The organism is Microbacterium aurantiacum (assembly GCF_021654035.1).
GTDB lineage: Bacteria > Actinomycetota > Actinomycetes > Actinomycetales > Microbacteriaceae > Microbacterium > Microbacterium aurantiacum.
In genome coordinates this window covers 1-24,138 of record NZ_JAJPDW010000003.1, presented here as the reverse complement: position 1 = coordinate 24,138, position 24,138 = coordinate 1, and the positions used below count along the sequence as shown (strand labels likewise).

Genomic DNA, 24,138 nt, shown 5'->3' with positions numbered 1-24,138 from the left:
GGCCACGAGCGCCGGGTTCATGCGGACCGCTCGCTCGATCCAGGGAGGACGGCCGTGTCTGCACCAGCACGCGTCACACCGCCGGCATCCGCGACCACGTCGAAGGTGCCGCGGGGGACGCTCTACCGCGGCAACGAAGGCATGTGGTCGTGGGTGCTGCATCGCATCACCGGAATCGCCATCTTCTTCTTCCTGCTGGTCCACATCCTGGACACGGCGCTGATCCGGGTCTCGCCCGAGGCGTACGACGCGGTCATGAGCACGTACAAGAACCCGCTCATGGGCATCGGCGAGGTCGTCCTCGTCGCCGCGGTCGTGTACCACGCCTTCAACGGGCTGCGCATCATCCTGGTCGACTTCTGGGCTTGGGCCACCCGCCACCAGCGACAGCTGTGGTGGGGGGTGCTGGGCCTGTGGGCGGTGACGATGATCCCGTTCACGGTCCGCCACCTCATGTTCGTCTTCTCCGAGGTCGGAGGGGGGAACTGATGACCGCCGACACCATCGCCGCCCCGCGCTCTCCGCGCACCCCCGCCCGTAAGAGCGGACCCAACCTGGAGAAGTGGGGTTGGATCTACATGCGCGTCTCCGGCGTCGCGCTGATCATCCTCATTTTCGGCCACCTGTTCGTGAACCTCATGCTCGGCGAGGGCATCAGCGGCATCGACTTCGCGTTCGTCGCCGGCAAGTTCGCCAGCCCGTTCTGGCAGTGGTGGGACGTGCTGATGCTCTGGCTCGCGCTCATCCACGGCGCCAACGGCATGCGCACGATCGTGAACGACTATGTCACCCACGAGACCACCCGCCGCGTGCTGGTGTGGGCCCTGTGGCTCTCGGCCGGATTCCTCATCGTCCTCGGCACGCTGGTCGTGTTCACCTTCGACCCGTGCCTGGGCATCGAGAGCTCCAGCACCGACTGGCTGATCGAGACGTGCGCGGCCCTGTGACCGGCGCGCTGATCGCCCCCTCCTTCCCGACGACGCAGCAGCACGAAACGAAGGCATCCTCCCTGTGAGCACCCAGAGCACCGACAGCGCCGACAGCTACGTCAAGGACGGCGTCCACTACCACCAGTTCGACATCGTCATCGTCGGCGCCGGCGGCGCCGGGATGCGGGCGGCCATCGAGGCCGGTCCCGGCGCGAAGACCGCCGTGATCAGCAAGCTGTACCCGACGCGTTCCCACACGGGTGCCGCGCAGGGCGGCATGGCCGCGGCCCTCGCGAACGTCGAAGAGGACTCGTGGGAGTGGCACACCTTCGACACGGTCAAGGGCGGCGACTACCTCGTCGACCAGGACGCGGCCGAGATCCTGGCAAAAGAGGCGATCGACGCGGTCATCGACCTCGAGAACATGGGTCTGCCGTTCAACCGCACCCCGGACGGCAAGATCGACCAGCGCCGCTTCGGCGGCCACACCGCCGAGCACGGCAAGTCGCCGGTGCGCCGCGCGTGCTACGCCGCCGACCGCACGGGTCACATGATCCTGCAGACGCTGTTCCAGAACTGCGTGAAGCTCGGCATCAACTTCTTCAACGAGTTCTACGTGCTCGACCTCATCACGGTGAAGGATGCCGCGGGCAAGACCCAGATCGCCGGCGTCGTCGCCTACGAGCTCTCCACCGGCGAGCTGCACGTCTTCCAGTCCAAGGCCGTCATCTTCGCCACGGGCGGTTTCGGCAAGATCTACAAGACGACCTCCAACGCCCACACCCTCACGGGCGACGGCGTCGGGATCATCTGGCGCAAGGGCCTGCCCCTGGAGGACATGGAGTTCTTCCAGTTCCACCCGACCGGGCTCGCCGGCCTCGGCATCCTGCTCACCGAAGGCGCCCGCGGCGAGGGGGCGATCCTGCGCAACGTCTCCGGGGAACGCTTCATGGAGCGCTACGCCCCCACCATCAAGGACCTCGCCCCGCGCGACATCGTCTCGCGGTGCATGGTGCAAGAGGTGGCCGAAGGCCGCGGCGCCGGCCCCCACCGCGACTACGTGCTGCTGGACTGCACCCACCTCGGTGCCGAGGTGCTCGAGACCAAGCTCCCCGACATCACCGAGTTCGCCCGCACCTACCTGGGCGTCGACCCGGTCGTGGAGCCCGTGCCGGTCATGCCGACCGCGCACTACGCGATGGGCGGCATCCCGACCAACATCAAGGCGGAGGTCCTCGCCGACAACGACACCGTCGTCCCGGGCCTGTACGCCGCCGGCGAGTGCGCGTGCGTGTCGGTGCACGGCTCCAACCGCCTCGGCACCAACTCGCTGCTCGACATCAACGTCTTCGGCAAGCGCGCCGGCCGCTACGCGGTCGAGTACGTGAAGGATGCCGATTTCGTCGCTCTCCCCGAGGATCCCGCCAAGGAGGTCCGCGAGATGATCGAAGGCCTCCGGGCCGGAAGCGGCACCGAGCGCATTGCGGTCCTGCGCAAGAAGCTGCAGGACGAGATGGACTTCAAGGCGCAGGTGTTCCGCACCGAGGAGTCGCTCACCGAGATGCTCGGCACGATCGAGGAGCTGCGCGAGCGCTACAAGAACATCCACGTCGACGACAAGGGCAAGCGGTACAACACCGACCTGCTCGAAGCCGTCGAGCTCGGCTTCCTCCTCGACATCGCCGAGGTCGTCGTCGTCGCCGCCCGCAACCGGCGCGAGAGCCGCGGCGGACACATGCGCGACGACTACCCGAAGCGCGACGACGAGAACTTCATGCAGCACACCATGACCTACCTGTCGGGCGACCCGCACTCCTCGAAGGCGGACGACCACATCCGTCTCGACTGGAAACCGGTCGTGATCACGCGTTACCAGCCCATGGAGAGGAAGTACTGATGGCCAGCCTCGCCGTCGTCGACGAGACCACCGAAGCTCCCGCAGCCCCGGAGGAGGCCGGCGACACCGGCATCCAGTCGTTCCTCGTCACCTTCATCGTGCGCCGCTTCGACCCCGAAGCCGACACCGAGCCGCGCTGGGTCGACTACGACGTGGAGCTGTACTCCACCGACCGCGTGCTCGACGCCCTCCACAAGATCAAGTGGGAGGTCGACGGTTCGCTCGCGTTCCGCCGCTCGTGCGCCCACGGCATCTGCGGGTCGGACGCCATGCGCATCAACGGTCGCAACCGGCTCGCCTGCAAGACGCTGATCAAGGACCTGGACATCTCCAAGCCGATCTACGTCGAGGCGATCAAGGGCCTGCCGCTGGAGAAGGACCTCATCGTCGACATGGAACCGTTCTTCGCCTCCTACCGCGAGGTCCAGCCGTTCCTCATCGCGAACTCCACCCCGGAGAAGGGCAAGGAGCGCGTGCAGTCGATCGTCGACCGCGAGGTCTTCGACGACACGACCAAGTGCATCCTCTGCGCCGCCTGCACCTCGTCGTGCCCGGTGTTCTGGACCGACGGGCAGTACTTCGGCCCCGCCGCGATCGTCAACGCGCACCGCTTCATCTTCGACTCGCGCGACGACGCCGGCGACGTGCGTCTGGACATCCTCAACGACAAGGAGGGCGTGTGGCGTTGCCGCACGACCTTCAACTGCACCGAGGCGTGCCCCCGCGGCATCGAGGTGACCAAGGCGATCGCCGAGGTCAAGCAGGCGGTCCTCAGCGGTCGCTAGTCTGCTGAGGTGAGTTCCGCTCCTCGCCGCGTCGACGGCTCCCGCGCCGCGGCCGCCGAGGCTGCGGCGGCCGCGGCGCACGAGCAGACGCTCCGTGCGCGGTGGGAGACGACGCAGGAGCAGTTGCGCGAGCGCCTCGACGAGCCGATCAGCCGGGCGACGGAGATCACCCGACGGACGCTGGCCTGGTTCCCGGTGCGGGTCTGGCGTCACTTCCTGCAGCACAACGGGTTCCTCCTCGCGGCGGGCGTGAGCTACCAGGCCCTGTTCGCGACGTTCGCCGGGATCTACGTGGCCTTCGCCGTCCTGGGGCTCTGGCTCGGGGGCAATCAGGACGTCGTGAACGCGATGATCAGCGCGATCAACTCCTACATCCCCGGGCTCATCTCCGACGAGGGACTCTTCACCCCCGACCAGGTGACGGCGATCGCCACCGGATCGACCAGCCTGCTGTCCATCACCGGCGCCATCGCGTTCGGAACGCTGCTGTGGACCGCCATCGGCTTCGTCACCTTCACCCGCCGCGCCGTGCGCGACATCTTCGGGCTCCGTCCCGACCTCCGCAGCTACTTCATGTTGAAGAGCCGCGACCTGTTCGGGGCGGTGCTGTTCGCGGTGGCGCTCATCCTCGGGTTCGCCGCGACGTCGTTCGGCACCTGGGCGCTGCAGCTGATCTTCTCCCTCTTCGGTTGGACCGAGGCGACCGGGTGGTACGAGGTCGCGGTGCGCCTCGGGTCGATCGCGATCTCGTTCCTCGTCTTCTCCGCCGCCCTCGCGGCCCTCATCCGGTTCCTCACCGGCACGTCGCTCCGGTGGCGGCGGATCGTTCCCGGCGCCCTCCTCGGCGGTGGGGCGATCACGGTCCTGCAGCTGTTCACCGGCTGGCTCTTCCTCTACACCCCCTCGAATCCGCTTCTGGCGACCTTCGCGATCTTCGTGGGGCTCCTGCTGTGGTTCCGCATCATCGGGATCATCATCCTCACCGCGGCCGCGTGGATCGCCGTCGCGGCATCCGACGATGACGTCCCGCTCATCGAGCTCTCCGAGGAGGAGCGCCTCGCGCTCGAGCACCGGGCGCTGCTGACCGCCGCGCACGTGCGCCTGCGGACGGCCGAGGAGGCGCACACCGGGGCACCCTGGTACCGCCGGCCGATCACCGCACGGCACCTCCGCGCGGCGCGGGCCGAGCTCGCCGAGGTCGAGGCGTCGACCCCCGCTGCTCCCGTGACGCGCGGTCACGCCGCCCACGTGGCGCACGTGCACTCGCTGAGCGCCGAGCACGAGTCCTGAGATCGGGTGTCCTGACCCGCGGTTAGGCTGTCCGTCGTGCCTCGCCGCCTTCGCATCGCCTCGGTCAATGTCAACGGCATCCGTGCCGCCGCCAGGAAGGGCATGCACGAGTGGCTCGACGCCGCCGACGTCGACGTCCTGACCCTGCAGGAGGTGCGCGCGACCGAGGCCGAGCTGCGGGCCGCGCTGCCGGGGTGGGAGACCGTCGGCGACGAGGCGCTGGCGAAGGGCCGCGCCGGTGTGGCGATCGCCACCCGAACCCCGGTGACCGCCGCGCGCGCCCGCTTCTCCGACGACACCGTCGACGCCGCGGGGCGCTGGATCGAAGCCGACATCACCGTCGGGGCGGAGGTCGTCACGGTCGTGAGCGCCTACGTCCACACGGGCGAGGCCGGCACTCCCCGGCAGGACGCCAAGTACGCCTTCCTCGACGCGATGGAGAAGCGGATGCCGGAGATGACCGCCGCCACCCCCCTCGCCCTGGTCACCGGCGACCTCAACGTCGGCCACCGCGAACTCGACATCCGCAACTGGAAGGGCAACCGCAAGAAGGCCGGGTTCCTCCCCCGTGAGCGGGCGTACTTCGACCGCTTCCTCGCGCCGGACGGGGTCGAGGTCGACACGGCCGACGGCGAACGCGGGACGGGTCTCGGATGGGTCGACGTCGGTCGACGGGCCGCCGGCGAGGTCGAGGGCCCCTACACGTGGTGGTCGATGCGGGGCCGCGCCTTCGACACCGACACCGGATGGCGGATCGACTACCACCTCGCCAGCCCAGCCCTCGCCGAACGCGTCACCGACTACCGCGTCGAGCGTGCGGCATCCTGGGACACCCGCTGGAGCGACCACTCCCCTGTCATCGTCGACTACACCGTCGGCTGACCGGTCGGGTCGGCGGCGCCGGTCGCGCCTAGGATTGACAGGTGACCAAGCCCCGCCTGTACTCCGGTATGCAGCCCTCCGCCGACTCCCTCCAGGTCGGCAACTACATCGGGGCCCTGATGCAGTGGCGCGATCTGCAGGAGTCCTACGACGCGTTCTTCTCCGTCGTCGACCTGCACGCGCTGACGCAGCCGAACGATCCCGCCGAGCTCCGGGAGAAGACGCGCCGCACCGCCGCGCAGTACATCGCCGCCGGGATCGAGCCGTCGAAGTCGACGCTGTACGTGCAGTCGCACGTACCCGCCCACGCCGAGCTCGCGTGGATCCTGTCCACCCTCACCGGCTTCGGCGAGGCCGGGCGGATGACGCAGTTCAAGGACAAGTCCCAGCGCTACGGGACCGATGCGACCTCGGTCGGCCTGTTCACCTACCCGGTGCTCATGGCGGCCGACATCCTGCTGTATCAGACCGACATCGTGCCCGTCGGCGACGACCAGAAGCAGCACGTCGAGCTGACGCGTGATCTCGCCGAGCGCTTCAACTCGCGCTACGGGCAGACGTTCCGCGTGCCCATGCCGGTCATCCAGCAGGAGACCGCGCGCATCTACGACCTGCAGAACCCGACCGCGAAGATGTCGAAGTCGGCGGAGTCGGATGCCGGCGTGCTGTGGCTGCTGGATGACCCGGCCAAGAGCGCGAAGAAGATCATGCGCGCCGTGACCGACTCCGAGGGCGCGGTCCGCTACGACCGCGACCAGAAGCCCGGCGTATCGAACCTGCTGGTGATCTACGCGGCGCTGACGGGTCGTCAGATCCCCGCGATCGAGGACGAGTACGCGGGTCGCGGCTACGGCGACTTCAAGAAGGGTCTCGCGGAGGTCGTCGTGAACGAGTTCGGCCCCGTGCGCGCCCGCGCGCTGGAGATGCTCGACGACCCCGCCGAGCTCGACCGGGTGCTGGCGGCCAACGCCGACCGCGCCGCCGAGGTCGCCGGGCGCACCCTGGGCGACGTGTACGACAAGATCGGCCTGCTCCGCCGTCGCTGACCCCGGGCCCGGCGGGGCGTGTGGCTCGGCTTCGGCCCCGGCGGGCGCGTACCGAACTCCTCCGATCCGGAGGCTCACCGGCCCCACGCGCGGCGTGTCGCGCCCGCCGGCCCCGGATCTGAGGAGTTGCGCACGGCGCCCGGCCCCCGCCGGCGGGCCGACCGCCGCGCCACCCACCCGGCCGCAGCCCGCGTGCCCCGGGCCGGGCGGGCCGAACTCCTCCGATCCGGCCTCCCCGACGCCCCGCGCGCGGCGCGTCGCGCCCGCCGGCCCCGGATCTGAGGAGTTGCGCACGGCACCCGGCCCCCGCCCTCGCCGGGCCGACCGCCGCGCCACCCACCCGGCCGCAGCCCGCGTGCCCCGGGCCGGGCGGGCCGAACTCCTCCGATCCGGCCTCCCCGACGCCCCGCGCGCGGCGCGTCGCGCCCCCGGGCCCCGGATCTGAGGAGTTGCGCACGGCGCCGGGGACGGCCGTCAACCCCGCGACAGCGTGCCGGGGCCGTGCCAGGATGGCCGCATGCCGGAGATGCCCGAAGTCCAGGGCCTGGTCGATGTCCTGAGGGGACGCCTGACCGGGCACCGGATCACGCGAGCGACCGTCTCTGCGATCGCGGCGCTGAAGACCTTCGATCCTCCGGTCGACGCCCTCGCGGGCCGGACCGTCACCGGCGCCGAGCGTTCCGGCAAGTTCGTCGTCCTCTCCACCACCGGTCCTCACCTGGTCTTCCACCTCGCCAAGGCCGGGTGGCTCCGGTGGTACGACGAGGTGCCCGCGACGGTGATCCGCCCGGGGAAGACGCCGATCGCGCTCCGGGTCGTGTTCGACGACGGTTTCGGGTTCGACCTCACCGAGGCGGGTACCAAGAAGTCCCTCGCGGTCTACGTCGTGAACGATCCGCAGGAGGTCCCCGGCATCGCCCGCCTCGGACCCGATCCCCTCGACCCGTCGTTCACGCGCGACGTCTTCGCCGGCCTCCTCGCCGGACGCCGCACCCAGATCAAGGGTGTGCTGCGCGACCAGTCGGTCATCGCGGGGATCGGCAACGCCTACTCCGACGAGATCCTCCACGTCGCGCGGATGTCGCCGTACGCGTTGGCCGCCGGCCTCGACGACGGCGAAGTCGACCGCCTCTTCACCGCGCTCACCGAGACGCTGACGGATGCCGTGGCCGCGGCATCCGGAAAGCTGCCGGCCGAACTCAAGGACGCCAAGCGTCGCGGCATGCGCGTGCACGGCCGCCGGGGCGAACCCTGCCCCGTGTGCGGCGACGAGGTGCGCAGCGTCTTCTTCGCCGACAACTCTCTGGAGTACTGCGCAACCTGCCAGACCGACGGCAAGATCCTCGCCGATCGGCGTCTGTCCCGCCTGCTCAAATGACGGACGCGGCCGGCGCCGGGGAACGCCGCTGCGCGATGTTCCCCGGCGCCGGCCGCGCCCTCTGCGGGAGTGGGGTCAGGAGACGTCCTCGTCGACCCAGTCGAAGGTCTTGGTGACGGCCTTCTTCCAGTTGCGGAGCAGGCGCTCGCGGTCGGCCTCGTCCATGCGCGGCTCCCAGCGGCGGTCCTCCTGCCAGTTCTTGGACAGGTCATCGAGTCCCGACCAGAATCCGACGGCGAGACCCGCGGCGTAGGCGGCACCGAGTGCCGTCGTCTCGGCGACGACGGGGCGCACCACCGGGACACCCAGGATGTCGGCCTGGAACTGCATGAGCACGTCGTTCGCGGTCATTCCGCCGTCGACCTTGAGCTCAGTCAGCGGCACACCCGAGTCGGCGTTGACCGCGTCGAGCACCTCGCGGGTCTGGTACGCCGTCGACTCCAGCACGGCGCGCGCGATGTGCCCCTTGTTGACGTAGCGGGTGAGTCCGACGAGCGCACCGCGCGCGTCCGAGCGCCAGTATGGCGCGAACAGGCCCGAGAAGGCAGGCACGAAGTAGGCCCCGCCGTTGTCCTCCACCGTCTCGGCGAGGGTCTGGACCTCGGATGCCGAGGAGATGATGCCGAGGTTGTCACGCAGCCACTGCACGAGCGATCCGGTGACGGCGATCGATCCCTCCAGCGCGTAGTGCGCGGGCTCGTCGCCCAGCTTGTATCCGACGGTGGTGAGGAGCCCGTTCTGCGAGCGGACGATCTCGGTGTCGGTGTTGAAGATGAGGAAGTTGCCGGTGCCGTAGGTGTTCTTGGCCTCGCCCTGTTCGAAGGCCGCCTGCCCGAAGGTCGCCGCCTGCTGGTCACCCAGGATGCCGGCGATCGGCGTCTCCCGGAGGAGGCTCGAGGATTCCGCGTGTCCGTAGACCTCGGAGGAGCTGCGGATCTCGGGCATCATCGAGCGCGGAACCCCGAAGGCCTCGAGGATGTCGTCGCGCCACGACAGCGTCTCCAGGTCCATGAACATCGTGCGGGACGCGTTGGTCACGTCGGTCGCGTGCACGCCACCGTCGACGCCACCGGTGAGGTTCCACAGCACCCACGAGTCGGTGGTGCCGAAGAGGAGGTCACCGGCCTCGGCGCGTTCGCGCGCACCTTCGACGTTGTCGAGGATCCAGACGATTTTCGTGCCGGAGAAGTAGGTCGCCAGCGGCAGGCCGACGATGTCCTTGAACCGGTCGGGGCCGTCGTCGCCCGCCAGCTTGTCGACGATCGACTGGGTGCGCGTGTCCTGCCAGACGATGGCGTTGTAGACAGGCTTGCCGGTCTTCTTGTCCCACACCACGGCGGTCTCGCGCTGGTTGGTGATACCGATCGCGGCGATGTCGTGGCGGGTCAGGTCGGCCTTGGAGAGGGCGAGGCCGATGACCTCGCGGGTGTTGTTCCAGATCTCCATGGGGTCGTGCTCGACCCACCCGGCCTTGGGGAAGATCTGGCGGTGCTCCAGCTGCCCGCTGTCGATGATCGATCCGCTCTTGTCGAAGATGATCGCGCGGGTGGATGTGGTGCCCTGGTCGATGGCGAGTACGTAGTCGGCCATTGTCGATACTCCTTTGTCGTCGTGAATGGTGATGATGGTGTTCAGGATGCCTCAGCCGAGGATCGGCATGAGGGGGATGGCGGCGAGTCCCGCGGCGACACCGCCGATGACGGGACCGACGATCGGCACCCACGAGTAGCTCCAGTCGCTGGAGCCCTTGCCCTTGATGGGGAGGAAGGCGTGCGCCAGACGCGGTCCGAGGTCACGGGCCGGGTTGATGGCGTAGCCCGTCGGACCACCGAGCGACGCACCGATGCCGACCACGAGGAGGGCGACCGGGAGGGCCCCGAGCGCGGCGAGGCCCGACGGGTCTCCGTTGCGGCCGAAGCCGATGACGACGAACACGAGAACGAACGTACCGACGATCTCGGTGACGAGGTTCCAGCCGGTGGAGCGGATGGCGGGGCCGGTGGCGAAGACGCCGAGCTTGGTCGCCGGGTCCTCCTCGGCGTCGAAGTGCTTCTTGTAGGTCGCCCAGGCGATCACGGCACCGATGGTCGCACCGATCAGCTGCGCGCCGATGTAGGTGAGGACGGAGAGGACGTCCACCGGAACGCCCTCGACGAATTCGGTGGTGCCGTTGGCGACGAGGCCCAGGGTGACGGCGGGGTTCAGGTGCGCGCCGGAGACGTAGGCGACGGTCACACCGGCGAAGACCGCGAGGCCCCAGCCGAAGTTGACCATGAGGGTGCCGCCGCCGAGGCCCTTGCTGCGCGCCAGGGCGACGTTGGCGACGACTCCGCATCCGAGCAGTGTCAGCAGTGATGTGCCGATCAGCTCGGAGATGAAGACGATCCCGAGATTGTCCACGTTGACCTTCTTTCTTTCCACGGCATCGGTGCCGCGATCAGGGGAGGGGGATGCCGGAGGGCGCGACGAACAGCACCCCCGGGCGGGGACCTCGCCCGTCATGGGACGGGCGCGGGGTCTTAGGCCAGGACGCTGTCCTCGCTGAGCTCGACGCCGTGCCGCTCGCGGAGGATGCGGGCGGTCTCGGCGACCTCCTCGTCGCGGGTCGCGGCATCCCATCCGAGGACGTCGCCGGCGACGTCGGCGAGTTCCCGCAGGGCAGGGAGGGAGGTCTTGCCCACGAACGCGACACTGGTGCGTCGCAGGAGCACATCGATGAGGTGCACGACGTACTCGGTCTCGACGAGGTAGCGGATCTCGCCGGTGCTGTAGTCGGGCAGGCTCGCGAGCGGTGCGTCGCTGTCGTCGAGGCTCTCGAGCAGCGCGGCGGCACGGGTACCGTACCGCTCGAGCAGCTGGTCCACCCGCGCGTGGTCACGTCCGTCGGCGTGGTCGGAGACCCACGCCGACCGGGCCCGCTGCGTCCGCGGGTAGCCGAGCGCACCGCCGATCATGAGGCCCTGCGTCGACCGGGTGCGCGAACGCCCGAGGTGTTCGAGGACACGGTCGGAGAGCTGCTCGCCGAGGGCGCGGAACGTCGTCCACTTTCCGCCGACCAGGCTGAGTACCGTGGTGCCGGGGCGGCCCGCGGCCGGTGCCTCCTCGATGCGGTAATCGCGGGAGACGAAGCCCGGCTGGGTGTCGTCGTGTCGCGGCAGCGGGCGGACGCCGGAGAACCGGTAGACGATCTGCTCGCGGTCGACGCGGATGTCGGGGAAGACGTGCCCGACGAGGTCGAAGAAGTAGTCGATCTCGTCCTCGGTGCACACCGCGGGCTCGCGCATGTCGTGGTCGAGGTCGGTCGTGCCGACCATGACCCGACCCTTCAGCGGGTAGATGAGGACGATGCGGCCGTCCTCGTGCTCGAAGAAGATCTCCCGGCCGCCGGTCGCCTCCAGCAGCTCCGGGTTGTCCAGCACGATGTGCGAGCCCTTCGTGCCGCCCATGTAGGTGGTGGGCTTGCCGAGCTGTTCGTTCGTGAGGTCCGTCCACGGACCGGAGGCGTTGACGATGACCGGCGCGGTGAGGTCGAACTCCTCGCCGCTCACGCGGTCGCGGACCCGGAGACCTCCCTTGCCCATCCCGACGGCCTCGAGGTAGTTGGCGGCGCGGGCGTTGTCACCGGCATCCAGTCCGTCGTAGAGGACGTCGAGCGCGAGGCGCTCGGGGTCGTGCATGCTCGCGTCGAAGTAGGTGGCGGTGTACTTCACCCGGTCGTTGAGCGCGGGCAGCTCGCTGAGCGTCCGGGCACGCCCGTGGAAGCGGTGCCGGGGCACGGCGCCGCCGTCGCGCGAGAAGAAGTCGTAGATGACCAGGCCCACTTTGATGAGCAGGGCACCGCGCTCGGTGTGCTTCCCCTGCTTGTGGGTGAGGAAGCGCAGGGGCGCGGAGAGGATGCCGGAGAAGGTCGAGAAGATCGGAACGGTCGTCGGCAGCGGGCGGACGTAGTGCGGCGCGGTCTTGACGAGGGCGTTGCGCTCGACCACGGATTCGCGGACGAGGCGGAACTCGCCGTTCTCCAGATACCGGATGCCGCCGTGGATCATGTGCGAGGACGCGCTGGACGCTCCGGCGACGAAGTCGTCACGCTCGACGAGGATCACCTTGACACCCTGGAGGGCCAGATCGCGGAACGTCGCGATCCCGTTGATGCCTCCGCCGACGATGATGACGTCGGCACTCGGATCCGCGGCGATCGCCTGAACGGCGTCGCGCGTGCGGGACTCGGGGGTGGTGGGGGTGACCTCGCTCATGGCTTCTCCTTCGCCGGCGACGCCCCTTGCGCTGCGTCGCACCATGTGGATGAATTCATCCTGAAGCGCTCAGAACAGACTTTCAAGCGATCTGCACATATGTGCAGATCCAGTGAGGAGAGAGATGACGGCGTCCCCGACTCGCGAGGCGATCCCCGCGAAGACCCGCGACGCCCTCCGCGCCGCACAGCTCTACTACATGCAGGACCTCACGATGGAGGCCATCGCCGCTGAGCTGAAGACCTCCCGCTCCTCGGTGTCGCGGCTGCTCAGCCATGCGCGCGACAGCGGTCTGGTAGAGATCCTCATCCACTCCCCCCTCGAGGGACCCGAGCGTCTCGTGCAGCAGATCCGCGAACGCCACGGCGTGACCGCCCACGTCGTCCCCGTCCCCGATCACACGAGCGACGTCGAACGCCTCGAGCGCGTGGCCCTCACCGCCGCGCGCATCCTCGCGGGATTCGTCGACTCGAATCAGCGGATCGGCATCGCGTGGGGATCGACGATCGGGGCGGTCGGCCGGCACCTCCCCCACCGGACCACCCACAACACCGACGTGGTCCAGCTCAACGGTGCCGGCAACATGCGCACGACCGGCATCATGTACGCCAGCGAGCTGCTGACCCGCTTCGGCGCCGCCTTCGAGGCGCAGGTGCATCAGTTCCCGGTTCCGGCGTTCTTCGACGACCCGCGCACGAAGCAGGCGTTCTGGCGGGAGCGCTCGATCCGGCGCGTACTGGAGCTGCAGGGCGGACTCGATCTGGCGGTCTTCGGCGTCGGGTCCCCGTTCGCCGAGGTGCCGAGCCACGTCTACCAGGGCGGATATCTGGATGCCGCCGACTACGCCGCCCTCAGCCGCGAGGACGTCGTCGGCGACGTCGCGACCGTCTTCTACCGGGCAGACGGAAGCACCGACGGCATCCCGCTGAACGACCGCGCGACGGGGCCGACGTTCGCCGTCCTCCGCCGCGCCCCGCGGCGCGTGTGCATCGTCGCGGGGCGCGCAAAGGTCCCGAGCCTGCGCGGCGCGCTCCGCGCCGGCCTCATCACCGACCTCATCCTCGACGAGTCCACTGCGCGGGAGCTCGCGGGCTCCGAACCGGCGCCGTGAGTCGCTGCGTGTCGTGCGGGGTCACGGGAATGATCCGCGCCGGGGCACGTTGACTACACTCGAGAAAGATCAACGTGCTCCGGGGTCGGTGAGAATCCGAACCGGCGGTGACAGTCCGCGAACCCGCGCCCCCTTCCCCTCGGGGAGAGGACACGGGCTGATCCGGTGGAATTCCGGAACCGACGGTGATGCGAGGCCCAGGCCTCGCGAGTCCGGATAGGAGGCAGCACGAGGGTGGGCGATGCGCGCTCGCCCTCGGTCGCCCCCGTTCCCCGAGCACCGCGACGGTGAAGGGGAACAAGATGACGGCGACCACCATCGAGCACGACGCCATGCGGCGCGCGCTCGACATCGCCCGCAACGGACCGCGCGGCGTCAATCCGCAGGTCGGAGCCGTCCTCCTCTCCCCCGAGGGCGACATCATCGCCGAGGGGTGGCACCGTGGTGCGGGGACCCCGCACGCGGAGGTCGATGCGCTGTCCCAGCTGGCCCCCGGCGCGGCCCGGGGTGCCACCGCCGTGGTGACCCTTGAGCCCTGCAACCACACCGGTCGGACCGGTCCCTGCAGCGAGGCCCTGCTCGAGGCCGGCGTGGCCCGCGTCGTCTACGCCGTGGCCGACCCCAACCCGCGCTCGGCGGGGGGCGCCGAGCGCCTGCGCGCCGCGGCCGTCGAGGTCGCGCAGGGCGTCTGCCACGACGAGGCGGCGGACCTGCTGGCGTCGTGGTTCACGGTCCAGCGCCTCGGGCGCCCCCACGTGACGGTGAAGTGGGCGCAGAGCCTCGACGGACGCGCCGCCGCCGAAGACGGCACGAGCCAGTGGATCACCGGCGCGGAGGCCCGCGCCGACGTGCACCGGCGACGCGGGCGCGCCGATGCGATCGTCGTGGGCACCGGCACGGTCCTCGCCGACGACCCGTCCCTCACCGCGCGCGAGGAGGACGGCGGACTCCGGCCGCATCAGCCGATCCCGGTGGTCCTCGGGCGTTCCGAGGTCCCGGCGGATGCCGCGGTCCGACGGCATCCGCACTCCCTCCTGCAGTACGACGGCGATCTCGACGCAGCGCTGGCCGACCTCCGCGAGCGCGGCGTGCACCGGGTGTTCGTCGAGGGCGGTCCGACCATCGCCAGCGCGTTCCTGCGCGCCGGGCTCGCGGACGAGATGCTGGTGTACCTCACGCCGGTCCTCCTCGGCGGCTCACGCCTCGCGCTCACCGATCTCGGCGTCCCGTCCATCGACCAGGCCCGGCGGCTGGACGTGGCGCGCATCGAACGCCTCGGCGACGACCTCCTGATCGTCGCCCGCCCGCACGACACCCGCACACCCGAGGGAGAAGAGTCCTGATGTTCACCGGAATCGTCGAGGAGATCGGTGAGGTCGTCGCCGTCGAGCCCTCCGGGGACGGCGTGCGCGTGCGCGTGCGCGGCCCTCGCGCCGTGTCGGATGCCGGGCACGGCGATTCGATCTCAGTGAGCGGCGTGTGCCTGACCGTCGTCGACCGCGGAGAGGACTGGTTCACCGCCGATGTCATGCAGCAGACGCTCGCGATGTCGACTCTCGCGGGCGTCGCCGAGGGGCGTCCGGTGAACCTCGAGCGCGCGACCGCCGCCCACGGGCGTCTCGGTGGGCACATCGTGCAGGGGCACATCGACGGGACCGGCGAACTGCTCGAGGTGCGTCCGGGTGCCGAGTGGCGGGTGCTGCGCATCGCCCTCCCTCGCGAGCTCGCGCCCCTCGTCGTCGACAAAGGATCGATCGCCGTCGACGGTGTGTCGCTGACCGTCAGCGCGGTCTCTGCGCCCGGCGCGTCGCCCGACTGGTTCGAGGTCTCCCTGATCCCCGAGACACTGTCCGCGACCACGCTCGGCGACCGCGCGGTCGGTGACCGCGTGAACCTCGAGACCGACATCCTGGCCCGTCACGTCCAGCGCCTCATGGCCTTCGCCGCCCCGGCGGCCCCCGACTCCGCGGCATCGCCCGCACCCACGGAAGGAGGCTCCGCATGAGCCTTGCCACCATCCCCGACGCGCTCGAGGCCCTGCGGGCCGGGCGCCCCGTCATCGTCGCGGACGACGAGGATCGCGAGAACGAGGGCGACGTCATCATCTCCGCCCAGCTGGCGACACCCGAGTGGATCGCCTGGACCGTGCGCTGGTCCAGCGGATTCGTCTGCGCGCCGATGCCGGCCGAGTGGGCCGACCGCCTCGACCTCCCGCCCATGGTGGAGGTCAACCAGGACGCGCGCGGCACCGCCTACACCGTCAGCGTCGATGCCGCCGATCGCGTCTCGACCGGCATCAGCGCATCCGATCGCGCGCACACCCTCAACGTGCTCGCCGATCCGGAATCGGTGCCCACGAGTCTCATCCGCCCGGGCCATGTGCTGCCGCTCCGCGCGGTCGAGGGCGGCGTCCGCGAGCGCGCCGGCCACACCGAGGCCGCCGTCGAGCTCATGCGCCTGGCGGGGCTGTCCCCCGTCGGCGCGATCGCGGAGGTCGTCGCCGAAGACGGCTCCATGATGCGGATGCCGGGGCTCGAGGAGCTCGGCGAGCGCGACGGCGTGCCGGTGATCACGATCGAGCAGCTCGTGGCCTACCTCGACGAGCACGAGCCTCGCGACAGCGCGGTCGCCCCGGCGCACCGTCGACGCGTGAGCCTCCGTGCCGAGGCGAAGGTCCCCACCTCGCACGGCGAGTTCCGCTTCCTCGCGTACAAGGACCGGGTCACCGGCACCGACCACCTCGCGGTCGTCTCCGGCGACATCGACGACGCACCTCTCGTCCGCGTGCACTCCGAGTGCCTCACCGGCGAGGCCTTCGGCTCGTCGAAGTGCGAGTGCGGTCCGCAGCTGGATGCGGCGCTCGATCGCATCGACCGCGACGGCGGCATCGTGATCTACATGCGCGGACACGAGGGGCGCGGCATCGGTCTGATCAACAAGCTCCGCGCGTACAGCCTGCAGGAGCGGGGACTGGACACCGTGGACGCCAACCTCGCCCTCGGGCTCCCCGCCGACGCGCGCGACTACGCGGCGGCCGCGGGCATCCTCACCGATCTGGGCGTGGAGCGGGTGCGCCTGCTCACCAACAACACCGACAAGGTCGCGCAGCTGCGCGAGCTGGGTCTCGACATCGTCGAGCAGGTTCCGCTGCTCGTCGGGGTCGGCCCGAACAACCACCAGTACCTCGAGACCAAGCGCGACCGGATGGGGCACGTAATCGCCGACGGCGACCTCGCCGACGCACTGGCGCAGATGCACGAAGGAGCACAGCGATGAGTGGAAAGGGTGCACCCGAGAGCACCGGAACGATCGACGCCACGGGCCTGCGGGTGACCGTCGTCGCCGGCACGTGGCACACCGAGATCTCCGACGGCCTGATCGCCGGGGCCGCACGGGTGCTCGACGCCTCCGGCGCGGAGTGGTCCCTCGTGCGCGTTCCGGGTTCGTTCGAGCTGCCGGTCGTGGCGCGCGCCGCCCTCGAGTCCGGCGCCGACGCGGTGGTCGCCCTCGGGGTGATCATCCGCGGCGGCACACCGCATTTCGAGTTCGTCTCCTCCGCCGCCACCGACGGCCTCACCCGCGTCGCCCTCGACACCGGCAAGCCCGTCGGATTCGGCGTGCTCACGCTCGACGACGAGGCGCAGGGACTCGACCGCGCGGGCCTTCCCGGCTCACGCGAGGACAAGGGCCACGAAGCAGCGGATGCCGCGCTGCGCACCGCCCTGGTCCTGCGCGACATCCGCGCCACCGCCGGCTGAGGTCCGCCTTGGTGGCGCCCGAGTGACGCGGGCAATACGGTGACGGGTATGGAGACTCTTCGTCACGTCGTCGTGCTCGTCCACCTCGTCGGTTTCGCGCTGCTGTTCGGCGCGTGGGCTGTGGAGGCGGTGAACCGCCGCCTGAAGATCACCCGACTGATGAACTGGGGGCTTCTCGTCGCCGGTGTCGCCGGGCTCGCGCTCGCCGCCCCGTGGGGCGTGTCGTACGAGATGAACTACACCAAGATCGCCGTGAAGCTCGTCATCCTGCTGGTGATCGGCGCACTCCTCGGCATCGGATCGGCCCGTCAGCGCAAGGGAACCGGCGTCCCCGCGGCGGTCTTCTGGCTCATCGGCATCCTGACGTTCGTCAACGCCGCACTCGCGGTCCTCTGGCGCTGACCGACCGGCGAAACCTCGGTCCGGCGCGGGCGTAGACTCGACGCCCGTGCCGGACACCTCTCCCTCCTCCCCGCAGACCGCCGCTCCCGCCAATCCCCGCTCGCGTGTCATCACCGCGAGCCTGATCGGCACCACGATCGAGTTCTACGACTTCTACGTCTACGCCACCGCGGCGGTGCTCGTCTTCCCGATCCTGTTCTTCCCCACCGGGAACGACACCACGGCGCTCCTCGCATCCTTCGGCGTCTTCGGTGCGGCGATGGTCGCCCGCCCGCTCGGCGCCGTGATCTTCGGCCACTTCGGCGATCGGTTCGGCCGGAAGGCGACTCTCGTCGGATCGCTCTTGACGATGGGCATCGCGACGTTCCTCATCGGATGCCTTCCCACGTTCAACGACATCGGCTGGTGGGCCGCCCTCCTCCTCCTGGTGCTGCGCCTCGCCCAGGGCTTCGCCCTCGGCGGCGAGTGGTCGGGCGCGGCGCTCGTGGCCACAGAGAACGCCCCCGCCGGCAAGCGCGCCTGGTACGGCACCTTCCCGCAGCTCGGCGCCCCGCTCGGCTTCATCATCGCCAACTCGATCTTCCTGGCGATCTACTTCCTGCTCCCCCACCCCGACGGCCCCGCACAGCGCTCGGAGGAGTTCCTCGCCTGGGGCTGGCGCGTGCCGTTCCTCTTCTCCGCGGTCATGGTGATCGTGGGACTCTGGGTGCGTCTGCGCCTGGTCGAATCGCAGACGTTCGTGAAGGCCGAGTCCGCCGGCGCGATCCGGAAGTTCCCGCTGGGGACCGTCATCCGTCGTCACGGGAAGCACCTGGTCCTCGGCACGTTCATCATGCTGGCGACCTACGTGCTGTTCTACCTGATGACGAGCTTCACCCTCTCGTACGGCACGACCGCGACGACCGAGGGGGCGCGCGCGGCCGCCGAAGCCGCCGGGACCCCGTTCGACGCGAGCTCCTACGTGCCGGGTCTCGGGTTCGGGTACACCGATTTCGTCATCATGCAGATCATCGGCGTGGTGTTCTTCGGCATCTTCACGATGCTCTCGGGGCCCGTCGCCGACGCGATCGGCCGCCGGCGCCTGCTCCTGGGCGTCACCGCGCTCATCATCGTGTTCGGCTTCACCTTCACCGTGTTCCTCTCCCCCGAGTCCGACCCGAAGTTCACCGGCGCCCTGGTCCAGGCGTTCCTGGTGTTCGGCTTCATGCTGATGGGCGTGACCTTCGGGCCGATGGGCGCGGTGCTCCCCGAGCTCTTCCCGACGAACGTGCGGTACTCGGGGTCGGCGATCTCGTACAACCTGTCCTCCATCCTCGGCGCGGCCCTCGCCCCGCTCATCGCCGTCGCGCTGTGGGCCGCGGCCGACGGCAGTCCCGTGCTGGTCGGGCTCTACCTGTCAGCGATGGGGGTGCTCACCTTCATCGCCCTCGTGCTCTCCCCCGAGACGAAGGACCTGGACTACACCGACGACGTGGGGGCCTCTCACTAGCCCACCGTCGCCCGTGTGGCGCGTGCAGAATCACGGAGATGCGCACGATCGCGGTCGGGGCCGCCGCGAGGCATCCGTCATCGTGCACATCTCCGCGATCGTGCGCACGGGATACGCGCGAGCGTCAGTCGAGGAACAGGGTGCGCAGGCGCTTCGTGGTGAAGAGCAGCCCGAGCGCGATCATCACGAGGTAGTACCCCACGTGGACGAGCATCACCGGGCTCAGGATGCCGGTCGTCAGGCCTCGGATGAGCTCGACCCCGTGCCACAGCGGGAAGGCCATGACGATGCCCTGCACCCACTCGGGATACACGGTGATCGGGTAGAACGTCGCCGAGAAGAGGAACATCGGCAGCAGCACGAGGTTAATCCAGTCCATATGCTGGAACGTCTTCATGTAGCTGGTGACGGCCATGCCGACACTGGCGAATCCGAAGGCGATCAGCACCACCGCGGGCAGGGCGAGGATCGCGGTCGGGGCGAGGTTGAGCCCCAGCACCTGCATGACGATCATGAACCCGGTGGCGTAGACGAGGCCGCGCAGCAACGCGTAGAGGATCTCACCGAGGGCGACGTCGAGCGGCCCGAGCGAAGTGGCCAGCATCCCCTCGTAGAGCTTGCCGTAGTTGAGCTTGAAGAAGACGTTCCACGTCGAGTCGTAGATCGCCCCGTTCATCGCCGAGACCGCCAGCAGCGCCGGCGCGATGAACGCGGCGTAGGGCACCTCGGTGCCGCCGCTGGTCTGCACGTCGCCGATGAGGACGCCGAGCCCGATACCGAGCGAGAGCAGATAGAAGACCGGCTCGAAGAACCCCGAGAGCACGACCGCCCAGCTGGAGGAGCGGGCGGCGAGGAGCCCGCGCTGCACGACCGCCTGAGGGTTCCCGGCCCACAGGGCCCGCACGCCGCCGCCCCGCATCCGTGCGGTCTGCTCGGCCTGGAGGGTCGCCGCGCGCGATGCCGGCGCGCTCATCGGGCGAGCCTCCGTTCGAACAGCACGCGGGCCAGGAGAAGCCCCGCGACGCTCAGCACGACGAGGTAGCCGATATGCACTCCGGCCATCGCCGCGCTCATCTCCTTGCCGTAGGTGACCGCGCGCCCGAGCTCGCTGGCGTGCCAGAGCGGCGAGATCCACGCGACCCACTGCAGGGGCGCGGGCGAGATCGCGATCGGATAGAACGTGCCGGAGAAGAGGAACATCGGCATGAAGATGAACCGCTGGACGAGGGCGAACTGCCCCTTGTCGTCGACGATCGAGGCGGCGTAGGCCATGAGCGGCGCGCCGAACGACAGTCCCGCGAGCAGGCCGATCGGGATGGCGAGCCACGCCGTCTGCGGCACGAGGTCACCGGGCTGGAGCACCGCGAAGAAGAGCGCGATGAAGGCGAAGTACAGAGTGACGGTGACGATCATGCGCGCGGCCGCGCCCATCGCCACGCCCCCGGCGATCTGCCCGGGCGACAGCGGCGACGCGCTGAACCCGAAGAAGTAGCGGCGCCATTTGAACCCCGACATCACCGGGTAGGTGAACTCCTCGGTCGCCACCGAGATCGCCGCGGTCATGAGCAGCGCCGGCGCGACGAAGACGAGATACGGCACCGTCTGCCCGGCATCCTCCACCGGCGCGTCGATGATCGCCGCGAGCCCGAGCGCGAGGCCGAGGAGATACAGGATCGGCTGCCCGAGGGCGCCGACGATGATCGTCCAGCCGTAGGCGCGCATCGCCCGCACCATGTGCTCGGTGACGTACCAGAGGCCGCGGCGACGGGGCCGGCGCCCCCACGCCAGGGCCTCCGCACGGAGCTCGTCGAGGGTGGGCGCGGTCGTCTCGGCGGCGCCGGTGGTGGACTCGCTCATTCGATCAGCGACCGCCCGGTCAGGCGGAGGAAGACGTCCTCCAGGCTCGAGCGCCGCACGAGCGAGGTGATCGGATGCAGGCCCCGCGCGGTGACCGCCTCCAGCGCCGCCTCGCCGTCGGCGGCGTAGACGAGGATCCGGTCGGGGAGCACCTCGACGCGCTCGCCGATCCCCGTGAGGGATGCCGCGACCTGCTCGTTGCGGTCCGACCCGAAGCGCACCTCGAGGACCTCGCGGCTCGAGTGCTCGCGGATCAGGGAGGCCGGGGTGCCCTCGGCCATGATCCGCCCCTTGTCGACGACGACGAGGCGATCGCACAGCTGCTCGGCCTCGTCCATGTAGTGCGTGGTGAGGACGAGGGTCGTGCCGCGCTCCTTGAGGCGGAACAGGCGGTCCCACAGCACGTGCCGGGCCTGCGGGTCCAGGCCCGTCGTCGGCTCGTCCAGGAGCAGGATGCGGGGATCGTTGATGAGTCCGCGGGCGATGGTGAGTCGGCGCTTCATGCCGCCGGAGAGCTGATCGACCTTGCTGGTCGCCTTGTCCTCCAGCTGCGCGAACGACAGCAGCTCCGCCGCCTTCTCGCGGCAGACGCGGCCCGGCAGGCCGAAGTAGCGGCCGTAGATGTAGAGGTTCTCGCGCGCGTTCAGTTCGCCGTCGAGGTTGTCCTGCTGCGGCACGACGCCGAGGCGGGAGCGGATCTCGGGCCCGTGCCGGTCGGGGTCGAGTCCGAGGATCGACAGCGACCCGCCGGTCCGCGAGGAGACCGCGCCGATCATCTTCATCGTCGTGGACTTGCCCGCTCCGTTCGGGCCGAGGAGACCGAAGGACTCGCCCGGAGCGACCTCGAAGCTCAGCCCGTCGACGGCGACGAAATCGGGCTTGCCCTTCACCCGGTAGGACTTCGCGAGGTCGCGGGCTTCGATGACGGCTTCTGGCACCGGACCACCCTAGTCCCGGTCGCGGACATCGGAGCGAGCGGTGGCCGAGACGAAGTACGGTCGATGCAGACGCCCCCACGAACGAGGTTCCCCCATGTCCGCCCCCGACAGCCCCACCGCCCCCGAGATCCCGGCCCGCAGCCGACGCCGCGGACGCCGCGCCCCCGAGGGTCCGCGCGCGACGTTCCGCCAGCTCCTGCCCTTCCTCTTCGAGCACAAGCGCACCCTGGTGGTCGTGGCGATCCTCAGCGTCCTCGGGGCGGGCGCGACGCTCGCCCAGCCGCTGCTGGTCGGACAGGTCATCCAGCGCGTCCAGATCGGCGAGACCCTCGGCATCCTGGTGTGGCTGCTGGTCGCGTTCGTCGTGATCGCGTCGGTCATCTCGGGCTACCAGCACTACCTGCTGCAGCGCACGGGCACGGCGGTCGTCTACTCGAGCAGGCGCAAGCTCATCGCCCGGATCCTCCGCTTGCCGATCAGCGAATTCGACGCCCGCCGCACGGGCGACCTCGTGTCGCGTGTCGGCACCGACACGACGCTGCTGTACGCGGTCCTCACCCAGGGACTGGCGGATGCCGTCGGCAACTCCCTCATCTTCCTCGGCGCCCTCATCGCGATGGCGGTGATCGACTCCGCGCTGCTCGGTCTCATCGTCATCGTCATCGGCGTCTCCGTCGTCGTGGTCGTGCTCCTCAGCGGCCGGATCCGCACCGCCTCCGCCGAGCAGCAGGTGAAGGTGGGCGAGCTCTCCTCGGGCGTCGAGCGGGCCGTCGGATCCATCCGCACCGTGCGCGCGTCGGGTGCGACGGAGCGCGAGATCACCGCGGTGAGCGCGATGGCCTCGGACGCCTACGCGGTGGGGGTCCGGATCGCGAAGGTCTCGGCCCTCGTCGTGCCCGTCGCCGGTATCGCCCTGCAGCTGTCCCTCCTGGTCGTGCTCGGGGTCGGCGGGTTCCGCGTCGCGAGCGGTGCGATCACCATCGCGGCGCTGGTGTCGTTCGTCCTCTTCCTCTTCCTCCTCATCCAGCCGCTCGCCTCCACGTTCGGGGCGATCACCTCGGTGAACCAGGCGCTCGGCGCGCTCGGCCGCATCCAGGAGGTCCTCGACCTGCCGGATGAGACCGACCGCGACGCCGAGCTCGCCGCCGCCGCGCGGGCCGAGGCCGTTCCCGCCGCCGATGCGGCGCGGGACGCGGCATCTCCGGCGATCGAGTTCCGCGACGTGCACTTCTCCTACCCCGAGACGGTGGTCCGCGCCCGTCGCGCCGCCGAGACCGAGGCCCTCGCCGTGCTCGAGAGCGCCGGCGTGGACGACGCGGCACGGGCGCTCGCCGAGGCCGGGGACGACGCCGACGACAGCGGCGGCGCGGAGGGACCCGACGTCGGCGTCGTGCTGCGCGGGGTGTCGTTCGCGGTTCCGCGGGGCGCGCGGGTCGCGCTCGTCGGGCCGTCGGGGGCGGGCAAGTCCACCACGCTCGCCCTGATCGAGCGGTTCTACGACCCGACGGCGGGGGCGATCCTCCTCGATGGTGTTGATGTGCGCACCGTCGCCCGCGACGCGCTGCGCGCCCAGCTCGGGTACGTCGAGCAGGATGCCCCGACCCTCGCCGGCACCATCGGCGACAATCTGCGGCTGGCCTCGCCCGCGGCATCCGACGCGGACTGCGAGCGCGTGCTCCGCGCGGTGAACCTCGGCGATGTGCTCGATCGGAGTCCGGAAGGGCTGGATGCCGCGGTCGGCGAGTCAGGCGTCATGCTCTCGGGCGGCGAGCGCCAGCGGCTCGCCATCGCACGGGCGCTCTTGGCGGCCCCGCCGATCCTGCTTCTGGACGAGTCCACCTCGTCGCTCGATGGCCTGAACGAGCAGCGGATGCGGGAGGCGATCGACGCGGTCGCGGCCGGTCGCACCCTCATCGTCATCGCCCACCGCCTCTCGACCGTCGTCGACAGCGACCTCATCGTCGTGATGGACCACGGCCGGGTCGTCGGGCAGGGGACGCACTCCGAGCTCGTCGCCTCGACGCCGCTGTACCGCGACCTCGCGAAGCACCAGCTCCTGGTCTGATCGCCGCCGGTGCCGGCTCCCGCTGATGTTCGCTTGTCGCGTGTTGGGGGGGGGGGGG

At 70.0% G+C, this 24,138-nt stretch carries 22 protein-coding genes and 1 riboswitch; of the genes, 16 read left to right on the top strand and 6 right to left on the bottom strand.

What is annotated here, in order from left to right; translation table 11 throughout:
- The first annotated feature begins 54 nt into the window (after positions 1-54).
- The 8 genes from sdhC to LTL01_RS08425 all read left to right on the top strand — a co-directional run bounded on the left by sdhC (position 55) and on the right by LTL01_RS08425 (position 8,207).
- A complete protein-coding gene (gene sdhC / locus LTL01_RS08460; protein ID WP_082334812.1) occupies positions 55-489 on the top strand; it encodes a succinate dehydrogenase, cytochrome b556 subunit in 435 nt (144 codons plus the stop codon).
- Complete coding sequence (locus LTL01_RS08455; RefSeq protein WP_053548945.1) at positions 489-947, top strand: succinate dehydrogenase hydrophobic membrane anchor subunit; 459 nt, start codon at positions 489-491, stop codon at positions 945-947. The genes sdhC and LTL01_RS08455 overlap by 1 nt, the downstream gene beginning before the upstream one ends.
- Positions 948-1,011: 64 nt before the next feature.
- A complete protein-coding gene (sdhA, locus tag LTL01_RS08450) occupies positions 1,012-2,826 on the top strand; it encodes a succinate dehydrogenase flavoprotein subunit (RefSeq protein ID WP_236968220.1) in 1,815 nt (604 codons plus the stop codon).
- Positions 2,826-3,611, top strand: a complete 786-nt coding sequence (locus LTL01_RS08445; protein WP_236968219.1) for a succinate dehydrogenase iron-sulfur subunit — start codon at positions 2,826-2,828, stop codon at positions 3,609-3,611. The genes sdhA and LTL01_RS08445 overlap by 1 nt, the downstream gene beginning before the upstream one ends.
- Positions 3,612-3,620: 9 nt before the next feature.
- The gene (locus tag LTL01_RS08440) at positions 3,621-4,901 is read left to right on the top strand and encodes a YihY/virulence factor BrkB family protein (protein WP_236968218.1); all 1,281 of its coding nucleotides are present in this window, start codon (positions 3,621-3,623) and stop codon (positions 4,899-4,901) included.
- A 36-nt stretch (positions 4,902-4,937) separates the two neighbouring features.
- A complete protein-coding gene (locus LTL01_RS08435) occupies positions 4,938-5,783 on the top strand; it encodes an exodeoxyribonuclease III (RefSeq protein ID WP_236968217.1) in 846 nt (281 codons plus the stop codon).
- Positions 5,784-5,824: 41 nt separating this feature from the next.
- A complete protein-coding gene (gene trpS, locus LTL01_RS08430) occupies positions 5,825-6,829 on the top strand; it encodes a tryptophan--tRNA ligase (protein WP_308195176.1) in 1,005 nt (334 codons plus the stop codon).
- A gap of 517 nt (positions 6,830-7,346) precedes the next feature.
- Entirely contained in the window at positions 7,347-8,207 is an 861-nt protein-coding gene (locus LTL01_RS08425) for an Fpg/Nei family DNA glycosylase (RefSeq protein ID WP_236968216.1), read from the top strand.
- Between the two features lie 75 nt (positions 8,208-8,282).
- On the opposite strand, the gene glpK is transcribed toward LTL01_RS08425, so the two are convergent.
- The 3 genes from glpK to LTL01_RS08410 form a co-directional block, all read right to left on the bottom strand.
- Entirely contained in the window at positions 8,283-9,797 is a 1,515-nt protein-coding gene (gene glpK / locus LTL01_RS08420; protein WP_236968215.1) for a glycerol kinase GlpK, read from the bottom strand.
- A 51-nt stretch (positions 9,798-9,848) separates the two neighbouring features.
- Positions 9,849-10,607, bottom strand: a complete 759-nt coding sequence (locus LTL01_RS08415; RefSeq protein WP_236968214.1) for an MIP/aquaporin family protein — start codon at positions 10,605-10,607, stop codon at positions 9,849-9,851.
- 119 nt (positions 10,608-10,726) lie between these two features.
- The gene (locus tag LTL01_RS08410; RefSeq protein ID WP_236968213.1) at positions 10,727-12,460 is read right to left on the bottom strand and encodes a glycerol-3-phosphate dehydrogenase/oxidase; all 1,734 of its coding nucleotides are present in this window, start codon (positions 12,458-12,460) and stop codon (positions 10,727-10,729) included.
- A 124-nt stretch (positions 12,461-12,584) separates the two neighbouring features.
- Between LTL01_RS08410 and LTL01_RS08405 the strand changes: the two genes are divergently transcribed.
- From LTL01_RS08405 to LTL01_RS08375, 7 genes are all read left to right on the top strand, one after another.
- Positions 12,585-13,571, top strand: a complete 987-nt coding sequence (locus LTL01_RS08405) for a sugar-binding transcriptional regulator (protein WP_236968212.1) — start codon at positions 12,585-12,587, stop codon at positions 13,569-13,571.
- Positions 13,572-13,642: 71 nt separating this feature from the next.
- Positions 13,643-13,804: riboswitch (FMN riboswitch) on the top strand.
- Between the two features lie 69 nt (positions 13,805-13,873).
- On the top strand, positions 13,874-14,914 hold the full coding sequence (ribD, locus tag LTL01_RS08400) for a bifunctional diaminohydroxyphosphoribosylaminopyrimidine deaminase/5-amino-6-(5-phosphoribosylamino)uracil reductase RibD (protein ID WP_236968211.1): 1,041 nt from the start codon (positions 13,874-13,876) through the stop codon (positions 14,912-14,914).
- Positions 14,914-15,576, top strand: a complete 663-nt coding sequence (locus LTL01_RS08395) for a riboflavin synthase (protein ID WP_236968210.1) — start codon at positions 14,914-14,916, stop codon at positions 15,574-15,576. Before ribD ends, LTL01_RS08395 begins: the two co-directional genes overlap by 1 nt.
- Positions 15,573-16,847, top strand: a complete 1,275-nt coding sequence (gene ribA, locus LTL01_RS08390) for a GTP cyclohydrolase II (RefSeq protein WP_236968209.1) — start codon at positions 15,573-15,575, stop codon at positions 16,845-16,847. The genes LTL01_RS08395 and ribA overlap by 4 nt, the downstream gene beginning before the upstream one ends.
- Positions 16,844-17,329, top strand: a complete 486-nt coding sequence (ribH, locus tag LTL01_RS08385) for a 6,7-dimethyl-8-ribityllumazine synthase (RefSeq protein ID WP_053548933.1) — start codon at positions 16,844-16,846, stop codon at positions 17,327-17,329. The genes ribA and ribH overlap by 4 nt, the downstream gene beginning before the upstream one ends.
- Before the next feature lie 48 nt (positions 17,330-17,377).
- Positions 17,378-17,731 (top strand): hypothetical protein, encoded by a 354-nt coding sequence (locus LTL01_RS08380; protein ID WP_053548932.1) that lies wholly within the window; start codon positions 17,378-17,380, stop codon positions 17,729-17,731.
- Between the two features lie 46 nt (positions 17,732-17,777).
- A complete protein-coding gene (locus LTL01_RS08375; RefSeq protein WP_236968208.1) occupies positions 17,778-19,220 on the top strand; it encodes an MFS transporter in 1,443 nt (480 codons plus the stop codon).
- Positions 19,221-19,344: 124 nt separating this feature from the next.
- Here LTL01_RS08375 and LTL01_RS08370 read toward each other — a convergent pair whose 3' ends face one another.
- From LTL01_RS08370 to LTL01_RS08360, 3 genes are read right to left on the bottom strand one after another with little or no spacing between them, the layout of a single operon-like run.
- Positions 19,345-20,139 carry an ABC transporter permease gene (locus LTL01_RS08370; protein ID WP_236968419.1) on the bottom strand — a complete coding sequence of 265 codons (795 nt, stop codon included), beginning with the start codon at positions 20,137-20,139 and terminating at the stop codon, positions 19,345-19,347.
- A 50-nt stretch (positions 20,140-20,189) separates the two neighbouring features.
- On the bottom strand, positions 20,190-21,077 hold the full coding sequence (locus LTL01_RS08365) for an ABC transporter permease (RefSeq protein ID WP_236968207.1): 888 nt from the start codon (positions 21,075-21,077) through the stop codon (positions 20,190-20,192).
- Entirely contained in the window at positions 21,074-22,015 is a 942-nt protein-coding gene (locus LTL01_RS08360; RefSeq protein WP_236968206.1) for an ABC transporter ATP-binding protein, read from the bottom strand. Before LTL01_RS08360 ends, LTL01_RS08365 begins: the two co-directional genes overlap by 4 nt.
- Positions 22,016-22,109: 94 nt before the next feature.
- Between LTL01_RS08360 and LTL01_RS08355 the strand changes: the two genes are divergently transcribed.
- Positions 22,110-24,080: an ABC transporter ATP-binding protein gene (locus tag LTL01_RS08355; protein WP_236968205.1), complete on the top strand. Its 1,971-nt coding sequence runs from the start codon at positions 22,110-22,112 to the stop codon at positions 24,078-24,080.
- Positions 24,081-24,138 lie beyond the last annotated feature (58 nt).

Excerpts from the sequence above, each read along its gene's own strand:
- LTL01_RS08455 (WP_053548945.1), top strand. The coding sequence starts at position 489 with ATGACCGCCGACACCATCGCCGCCCCGCGCTCTCCGCGCACCCCCGCC.
- LTL01_RS08445 (WP_236968219.1), top strand. The coding sequence starts at position 2,826 with ATGGCCAGCCTCGCCGTCGTCGACGAGACCACCGAAGCTCCCGCAGCC.
- LTL01_RS08425 (WP_236968216.1), top strand. The coding sequence starts at position 7,347 with ATGCCGGAGATGCCCGAAGTCCAGGGCCTGGTCGATGTCCTGAGGGGA.
- glpK (WP_236968215.1), bottom strand. The coding sequence starts at position 9,797 with ATGGCCGACTACGTACTCGCCATCGACCAGGGCACCACATCCACCCGC.
- LTL01_RS08410 (WP_236968213.1), bottom strand. The coding sequence starts at position 12,460 with ATGAGCGAGGTCACCCCCACCACCCCCGAGTCCCGCACGCGCGACGCC.
- LTL01_RS08405 (WP_236968212.1), top strand. The coding sequence starts at position 12,585 with ATGACGGCGTCCCCGACTCGCGAGGCGATCCCCGCGAAGACCCGCGAC.
- ribD (WP_236968211.1), top strand. The coding sequence starts at position 13,874 with ATGACGGCGACCACCATCGAGCACGACGCCATGCGGCGCGCGCTCGAC.
- LTL01_RS08395 (WP_236968210.1), top strand. The coding sequence starts at position 14,914 with ATGTTCACCGGAATCGTCGAGGAGATCGGTGAGGTCGTCGCCGTCGAG.
- ribA (WP_236968209.1), top strand. The coding sequence starts at position 15,573 with ATGAGCCTTGCCACCATCCCCGACGCGCTCGAGGCCCTGCGGGCCGGG.
- ribH (WP_053548933.1), top strand. The coding sequence starts at position 16,844 with ATGAGTGGAAAGGGTGCACCCGAGAGCACCGGAACGATCGACGCCACG.
- LTL01_RS08380 (WP_053548932.1), top strand. The coding sequence starts at position 17,378 with ATGGAGACTCTTCGTCACGTCGTCGTGCTCGTCCACCTCGTCGGTTTC.
- LTL01_RS08370 (WP_236968419.1), bottom strand. The coding sequence starts at position 20,139 with ATGCGGGGCGGCGGCGTGCGGGCCCTGTGGGCCGGGAACCCTCAGGCG.
- LTL01_RS08365 (WP_236968207.1), bottom strand. The coding sequence starts at position 21,077 with ATGAGCGAGTCCACCACCGGCGCCGCCGAGACGACCGCGCCCACCCTC.
- LTL01_RS08355 (WP_236968205.1), top strand. The coding sequence starts at position 22,110 with ATGTCCGCCCCCGACAGCCCCACCGCCCCCGAGATCCCGGCCCGCAGC.